Here is an 8,069-nt window from a genome sequence, read left to right on the forward strand (position 1 = left end):
CCGGCCCCCTCTTGGTGTGTCCCTTGCGCTCGTCGCCCGTTCGGCGTGAGTTCCCGATCAGCCGGGACGGGGCCGGGCCGGAGTGTGCCCCGGAGCTTGCGGAGGGGTGCCGTAGGTCCGGGCGCGTTCTGGCAGGGTGCGATGTCGGGCGGTCGACGAGCGCAAGGGACACGCCCCCTTGCGCTCAGAGCCTTGGAGGTGCCCCCAGCCAGGGAGGGCTGTTACCGGTCGATGCTGGGGCCGTTATCCCGATAGGTCGGGGAGTCGAAGCGGTCATATCGCGGTTGCGTGTTCGTGGCTCGCCCTGGCGCCGGTTTGCCTGTACGGCGTTCTTCGACTCGGCGTCGGATACGCTCCAACGCTTCTTCGTTGCTACTGGGCTTGGGTGCGATTCCGCTACCGGCCGTGCTCGCCCCTCGTCGCTGTTCCGCATTCATCCGCTTCAAAGAAGCCAGCGCCGTCTGGAAACGTTCGTGCTGGGGAGGTTCGCTTCTTTCGGTGTCGTAGGCGTCCCACTCGGCGTCGAAAGCTGCCGCAATGTCTTCCGGTGACTCGATCCTCGACGCGTCGTACTGGGCCTTTTCCAGGGCGCGCCGTTCAGCGCGGGCTTGGGCTCGCACAAGTTCTGCTGGTGGGTTCGCTTTCACGTGCGCAGCGCGGGCGGCGACATGGGCGGCGTATTCGCTACGGGCCTCGGCCAGAACAGTGTGTGCAGCCCGATCTCGAGTATCACGACTCGCGATCGCGACGAATGCGCGCCGAGCTTCACCACTGGTCGCATGCCACGGCTTGACCGTCGACGCGTGCGCGCCGTGCTCGTGCGCTTGGTCCCCGACGCGTGATTCCGTCAGGTAGGCCGTATTACGGTGCCGCCCGCGCGTCATCGCGACGTACAACGCGCCCCGGTCGGCGGTACTGGCGTCCAGGACGGCGTGCACACGATCAGCGGTCATTCCTTGCGCTGCGTGCACACTGACCGCGTAACCCAGATGCGTTGATTCACGCACGTACTCACCGGGCAAGAACGCGCTGACAATTCCGTCCTCGCCGGGGCGTGTCACGACGACGCTGCCGTCATCACGAGTCGCCTGCACCCGCCACGTCTGCCCGTTACGCACCGCCCCAGCGTCATGTCCATGCTCGTCGCTCGCGCGCAGCCTGGCGGTGTTCTTGCGGGTGATCAGGTCATCGCCGATGCGTGCCTGCTGCCCGCGTGAGGTGGGAACCGTCCGAACCTGCGCCTTCACGAACGCGTCGCTCTCACGCGGACTCAGGCCCTGCCGGTGAGCGTCCTGGCGGGCTGTCTCGAGCAGCTGCGGCAACCGCTCAGCCTGAGCGCGCACATTCAACGCGTCCGCGACCTCGAGTTTCTGCGTGATCAGCCGCGCCTCGAGCCCGCCGTCACGATCACGGGACCACGCCCGGTACGCCGCCTCGAGCATCGCGGCGTCGTTCCCCAGGCGCAGACGATCAGCGTGCGCGTACCAGTCAGCAGCCATGTTCACCTCGCTGACGCTGCCCTCACGCAGCGCCAACCCAGCGGCGCGCTCATCAGCATCGACCTGACGGCGCACCTGCGACAGCTGCGCTGTGTCCGCACACGTGTCAGCCAGCAACGAAAAGCCACCGGCCGCGGCCTTGACCGGGTCCAACTGAGCAGGATCCCCGGTCAAGACGATCTTCGCCCCAGCCTCACGCCCCGCCTCGATGATCCGCGCCAGATCAGGGGTACCCACCATGCCGGCCTCATCCACGAACACGACCGTTCGAGGCGACCATCCGTGCCGGCCGGCTTCGATCCTGGCTCGCATCGCCGCGACCGTTGACGCCGACGTCACGACACCTTCACCAGTCATCACGTCCGCGGCCTTGCCCGTCGGCGCCAAACCCACGACCTCGCGTCCCTGCGCCGCGTACAACTGCTGCAACGACGCCAACGAGAACGTCTTGCCCGACCCTGCCGGCGCAACGAACGGCGTCACCCGCGCATCACTGCGCGCCATCGTCGTGACGGCCTGCCGCTGATCCGCACTCAACCGCTCCAGCACGCCCCCACTTGCCGCCAGCACCGCCTCGTCGACAGCCAGCCCCGCAACCCGTTCTTGCGCGCTGCGCAGCATCAGCTGCTCACGCTCGATCGTCTCCGTGCTCGCGTACCGCACGCTGCCCTCACGCTCATGCGCCAGGCGCTCACCGTGCTGCTTGTCCGGATCAACGCTCAAGATCAGCGCCTCACCCACGACCTGCCCGGCAAGCTCCTCCACCGCCGCGCGTACCTGCTGCGCGGGCATCGTTGGCGGCATCAACGCCGCCGCCACCTCGACAGCATCAGCACGGGTGAACGTCGAACGCACCTGCGACAACTGCTCCAGCACCGCCTCCGCCGACGGCAATACCACCGGCGCGTCAGCCCGCGCACCTGCCATCCACGCCGAAACATCGAGGCCCTGTGCGCGCACATCCGAACGCCACTGCGCCCGCAACTGCTCATCACTCGCGCCGGTCTCCTTGTGCTCACGAGTCGCTTTCTGCGCCTGCGCCAACTGCGCCGCGCTTACCCCCGCATCCGCCCCAGACAAGTGCTCATCAGTCCACGCGCTGATCTGGTTGTGCCGCTGCGACCACGCCTCGATGTGCTCACGACTGACCTGCTTTAAATCGGCCTGACCCGTCGTCGGGTCCACGTCCTTCCAGGACACCCCCAGCCGCTGCGACAACTCCGCACGCAACGCCGCCTGATAGATCGACCCGCCAGCCTTCAGCTCGTGCAGCAAGCTCTGCCCGTCCAAGCTGCCCACGCCGCCCCCGTCAGCACGAACCTGCCTGTTGTGGATCAACACATGCGTGTGCAGGTGCGGATCACCCGCACGGCTCGTGCGGTGCTGATACGTGACCCCACTCAGCCCCAACGTGCGGACCAAGTCCTTCTGACCCGTCACCGGGTTGTGCACCCGCGTGTACCCCGCATGCTCACTCAGATACCCGAGCGCCGACCTGATCGCCGCCTCATGCGCGGCCACGATCTGCTCGTGCACCACCGCATCATCACTCAGCCCCCACAGCATCGACACGCTCTTCGGCGCCGCCGTCGTCACGTCGTAGCCGTACACGCTGCGCTCCGAGTACGCCCGCCCCAACGACGCCCCCGACGGCGCGATCGGCTCGTTGAACCACGCCCCAACCATCAACCCATCGAGCACTTGACCATCGCCCACCCCCAGATACGACTCCATCTGCGCACGGTCCCCACCCGCACGCCCCACCACGAACACCCGCGCCGCAGCATCCCCCGCCTCGCCGTAGTAGTCCGTCATGTCCGCACCCGGGATACGCGCACCCTCAGCCACCGTCGACTCGTAGTAGTCCGTGCTGCCCGCGCCTAGCTTCGCCGCCGTCATCACAGCCAACACACCCCCTCACACCACGCCGAACCGACACCAGCGAACGATGGCCCGCTAGGGCCAGCGTAGCTGGTAGGCACTCTGTGCAAATGTGCCTAAGAGAAATGGGGAGATACGACGCGCACGGTGACGTGACGGAGAACGGGGGTTTCCTGGCAGCAGCCAGGCACGCTGACGCTGCCCGATGCTGCGGGGGTGCCGGCGGCGTGCGGAGTGACTGCGAGCGGGTGGCTCGAGCAGTCAACGCTGCCGACGAGAGGAGCTGAAACAGACGGTGAACGGACCTGCCCTCTAACGGCCTCTCCCAACACGGTCGCACTACTGCACTCGGCGGGGGCCGCGCTACGACCTCGATAGGAACGCTGTGGGTGTCGGCGTGGAGCCTGGAGCGCCACCGTGACGACGGGCGAGCTTCGCGCTACGCTTCTAGTGCGTGGCGAAAAGCGTGGCCGGCAAGCAGCTTGTACTGCTACCGGTCGAGAGATCAGGAGTCCTACGTCCTAGGTCTCTCGAAGGGTCAGGAGTTCCTACCTCCTGGCCCTTCCTTTATGCCCCTATGCAGTTCGTCTGCCCCGACGGTACCTCACCCCTTGGAAGTTCAGGTCTTCGGCCCGCTACTTCGTAGCAGTGTGATCGGGGTAGACCCGCTCCTGTGTCCGGCGGAGTGGCCCGAACACGGGTGGAACAGGTCGCCGTGTGACAGCGAAGTACACGTGTAAAAACTTTATCCAGAAGTCTTACTGGTACTCCGCCATAACGGTCGATCTAGTCGGCAGGCCCGACACCACCCCTACAGCGACCACGAGAACTCAGACCCTTTACTGGCTCATCCCAATCGAGGGTGTAGTCGCGGTCTGGAAGTCGCCGGCTTTGAGTAGTGGCCTAGCGATAGTTGATGAGGTTTCGGAACCCACGCGCGGAAGTCACAGAGGTGTTCGAGTCATCCGTTGATCGCCTTGGCCGGGGCGTCGTAGGTGCCGGGCGGTCACGCTCTTAGCATGCTGACGCTCAGCTCGGGAGGCCCAGCTCACCATGAGTTTGTTACTTACCCTACCGGTAGGTAGAGTTGTCGATATGAGTACTAGTGCACCTGCCCACCGACCGTCGGCGCGAGGCGGCGTTCTCGCCAGCACTCTTGCGTGGGCCCGCACTGGCGCCTCTGTCTCCCTGGTGTCCGCAGCTCGCGCTGCAGGAATCACTAAGGCTGGCCTGATGTACCACTTCCCAACCAAGGAAGCACTGATGACCGCCGTCATCGACCACCTCCTCGACGGCTACGAGCGGGATCTGGCCGCCCGCCTGGCTACCACCAACCCAAACGTACCCACGATCAGCGAACGCCTCGCCGCCTACGTTGACTGGGCTTGCGACGGGCCGTTCGACTACGGCGACCTGGTCATGTTCACCGACCCCCGCCTGCGCGAGCCGCTCACCGAGCGATGGAACAGCCGCATGGGGGCCTGGGTCGACGTCCCCGAGACCCTTCCGGCCGACCAGCGGGCCCGCCTCCACGGCGTCCGACTCTTGGCCGACGGCATCTGGCTCAACACCGCCGGCAACGGCATCGCCCTATCCGACGAGGACACCGACGCCATTCGAGCACTCGCACACCACCTCATCCAGGAGAACTCATGACCAAGTGGCTACTGCTCGCGGGGTCCATCCTCAGCGAGGTCACCGGTTCGCTGTCGCTGAAGGGAGCACTCGATCGACCCGGACTGTACGTGCTCGTCGCGGCTGGCTACATCGCCTCGTTCATTCTCCTCGCCCTCGTTCTGCGTCAGGGCATGGCGCTGGGCGTCGCCTACGGCATTTGGGGCGCCCTCGGTGTCGCCACCACCGCCGTGATGTCGTCGCTGATCTTCGATGAAACCCTCACCGCACTCATGGGCGTCGGCATCGTCCTCATCATTGCCGGCGTCCTCACCGTCGAACTCGGCTCCCAGCACGCGGTCAAGAACCTCGAAGAAGCCACCTGATGGCTTACCTGTTCCTCCTCGGAGCCATCATTGCCGAGGTCAGCGCTACCCTCTCGCTGCGCATGGCAGCTACTGGCGTCCGCGCCTACTACGCCGCCGTCGCCGGCGGCTACCTCCTGGCCTTCGCGTTTCTCACCCTCGCCCTTAATGAGGGCCTGGGCCTCGGTGTCGCTTACGGCATCTGGGCAGCGTCCGGAGTTGCCCTAACGGCCGTCGCGTCCAAAGCCCTCTTCAAGGAGCCGCTCACCGCGCTCATGATGGGCGGCATCGCACTCATCATCGCCGGCGTTCTTCTCGTCGAGCTCGGCGCCCTGCACTGACTGAGATCCCCATCCCCACGACGTCGTCGCTCACAACGGAGCAAGGCCTTGGCAATGGGCTTCTGATGAGGTGTACTCGTTGATCGAAGCGACTCCGGCGCGACGGTGGCTAGATCGTGGTCGAGGTCTTCGGAAGATGACGTTCCACGCCTGACATCCGGAGGTCTGACGTCGTTGCCTGTCGCTACCGCTCGGGCCCGCTTCGCTCGCCCGGACCTGACAACGTTCTGCCGACTCGACGAACTCGACCTCGTCGTGACCGGCCAGCGCCTCGAGCCCGACCGCGCGGTGCTCGCCTGCAGAGTCCTGACCCCGGACGAGTGGTGTCGACGCTGCGGCGCCGAAGGCGCTGCTCGGGACACCGTGATCCGTCGGCTCGCGCACGAGCCGCTGGGGTGGCGACCGACGGTGTTGGAGGTCGCGGTGCGTCGCTACCGCTGCACCGGCTGCGGGCACGTGTGGCGCCAAGACACCACCCGTGCGGCCGAGCCGCGGTCGAAGCTCTCGCGCCGTGGGCTGCAGTGGGCGCTCGAAGCGCTGGTCGTGCAGCACCTCACCGTCACCCGGATCGCCGAGGGACTCGACGTCGCCTGGGACACCGCCAACGACGCCGTGCTTGCTGAAGGCCGACGTGTTCTCATCGACGACCCGGCCCGCTTCGACGGCGTGAGGGTCATCGGCGTCGATGAGCACGTCTGGAGGCACACCAGGCGCGGCGACAGGTACGTCACCGTGATCATCGACCTGACCCCGATCCGCGACAAGACCGGCCCCGCCAGGCTGCTGGACATGGTCGAGGGTCGCTCGAAGGAGGCCTTCAAGACCTGGCTCGCCGCCCGACCCGACACCTGGCGCGACGGGATCGAGGTCGTCGCGATGGACGGGTTCACCGGCTTCAAGACCGCCGCCGCCGAGGAGCTCCCCGACGCGGTGGCGGTCATGGATCCGTTCCACGTCGTCCGCCTCGCCGGGGACGCGCTCGACCGGTGCCGGCGCCGGGTGCAGCAGGCCATCCACGGCCACCGCGGGATGAAGGGCGACCCGCTGTATGCCGCGCGGCGGACCCTGCACACCGGCGCCGAGCTGCTGACCGACAAGCAGGCCGCTCGACTCCGCACGTTGTTCGGGGCCGAGGAGCATGTCGAGGTCGAGGCGACCTGGGGGATCTACCAGCGGATGATCGCCGCCTACCGCCACGAAGACCGCCACCACGGCCGCGAGCTCATGGCCAACCTGATTGCCTCGATCAGCAGCGGTGTCCCGAGGGCGCTGGTCGAACTCACCACACTCGGCCGGACGCTGAGGAAGCGCGCCGACGACGTGCTCGCCTACTTCGACCGCCCCGGCACGTCCAACGGTCCGACCGAGGCGATCAACGGCCGCCTCGAACACCTCCGCGGCAGTGCTCTTGGGTTCCGCAACCTCACCAACTACATCGCCAGGAGCCTGCTCGAGACCGGCGGGTTCAGACCCCGTCTACACCCTCGACTGGGATGAGCCCCTTTACTGTGGCGTTTAATCATCATCCGTGACTGTGCGCAAGTAAATTTCTATGTGCTTACGATGCTGAGCATGAGAACGTTCTTCCCTCTTCGATGGCATTGAAGTAAACCCCCGACCGTCGGACCTAACGTAGTCGTAAGAACCATCATTATTTTTTTCGATGGTAAATTCAATACCTTCAACCACCATCTTTTCATGTTTACTGCTCATTTTGCGCCTCCTCTGGCTATCGCTTGTTCTGGAGAGAACGATATGTGATGCAGGTGATTCAATCAGCTGTTGTTCGACTGATTCTTTTTATAGAGGTCCGTCCAAATTAATCTCTGAAGGCCCAACGAAACAGCTCGACGTACGGTTCCACCCTTGTTGCGCCCGGCGGGTTCCCGTGTTTTGAAGCCTTGCTCCTCACTGTTCTGCCGCTGTGGTTTGGGTGCGGGTTTTGGGGGTGTGGGTGCTTCGAGTTGCTTGAGGGTGAGTGCGAGGGCGGCGGCTGTGGCGGTGGCTTCGCGGGCGGTGGTTTCGGCGGCGTGGGCGCGTTCGAGGAGTTGGGTGCGTTCGCGGTCGCGTTCTTCGGCGCGGGCGCGCCATTCGCGCGCGTCGGCGGTTGCGGCGGCGAGTTCTTCTTTGAGCCGCTCGAGCTCGGCCTGGTTGGGGGGTGACACGGGGGTGACATTGGGGGTGACAGGTGTCCGGTTGGGGGGTGACGTGTCAGGGGTGACAGGGGGTGACACGTGTCCGGTGTCGGTGAGTGCCGCGAGGGCTGTTTCGGGGATGTGCCAGCCGGCGTCGTCGCGGTAGGCGCCGTGTTCGATGAGTTTTTCGCGGCGTCGTTGCAGGGTTCTGGTGCTGATGCCGAGGCGGCTTGC

General features: G+C 65.7%; 6 protein-coding genes. 4 read left to right on the forward strand and 2 right to left on the reverse strand.

Annotated features, from left to right (window positions below):
* Positions 1-221 precede the first annotated feature (221 nt).
* The gene (gene mobF / locus EU513_RS15450; protein WP_129627762.1) at positions 222-3,398 is read right to left on the reverse strand and encodes a MobF family relaxase; all 3,177 of its coding nucleotides are present in this window, start codon (positions 3,396-3,398) and stop codon (positions 222-224) included.
* Between the two features lie 1,215 nt (positions 3,399-4,613).
* Between mobF and EU513_RS15455 the strand changes: the two genes are divergently transcribed.
* The 4 genes from EU513_RS15455 (at position 4,614) to EU513_RS15470 (ending at position 7,197) form a co-directional block, all read left to right on the forward strand.
* A complete protein-coding gene (locus EU513_RS15455) occupies positions 4,614-5,036 on the forward strand; it encodes a TetR/AcrR family transcriptional regulator (RefSeq protein WP_160126279.1) in 423 nt (140 codons plus the stop codon).
* A complete protein-coding gene (locus EU513_RS15460) occupies positions 5,033-5,380 on the forward strand; it encodes a multidrug efflux SMR transporter (RefSeq protein ID WP_038567597.1) in 348 nt (115 codons plus the stop codon). Before EU513_RS15455 ends, EU513_RS15460 begins: the two co-directional genes overlap by 4 nt.
* Entirely contained in the window at positions 5,380-5,700 is a 321-nt protein-coding gene (locus EU513_RS15465) for a multidrug efflux SMR transporter (RefSeq protein WP_006947550.1), read from the forward strand. Before EU513_RS15460 ends, EU513_RS15465 begins: the two co-directional genes overlap by 1 nt.
* Before the next feature lie 174 nt (positions 5,701-5,874).
* Positions 5,875-7,197 (forward strand): ISL3 family transposase, encoded by a 1,323-nt coding sequence (locus EU513_RS15470; RefSeq protein ID WP_074046577.1) that lies wholly within the window; start codon positions 5,875-5,877, stop codon positions 7,195-7,197.
* Positions 7,198-7,475: 278 nt separating this feature from the next.
* On the opposite strand, the gene EU513_RS16040 is transcribed toward EU513_RS15470, so the two are convergent.
* Positions 7,476-8,069, reverse strand: a 594-nt coding sequence (locus tag EU513_RS16040; RefSeq protein WP_168990318.1) for a hypothetical protein, incomplete at its 5' end; no start/stop codon positions are given.

Origin of the sequence: Yimella sp. RIT 621, from assembly GCF_004146205.1 — a bacterium.
Taxonomy (GTDB): Bacteria; Actinomycetota; Actinomycetes; order Actinomycetales; family Dermatophilaceae; genus Yimella; species Yimella lutea.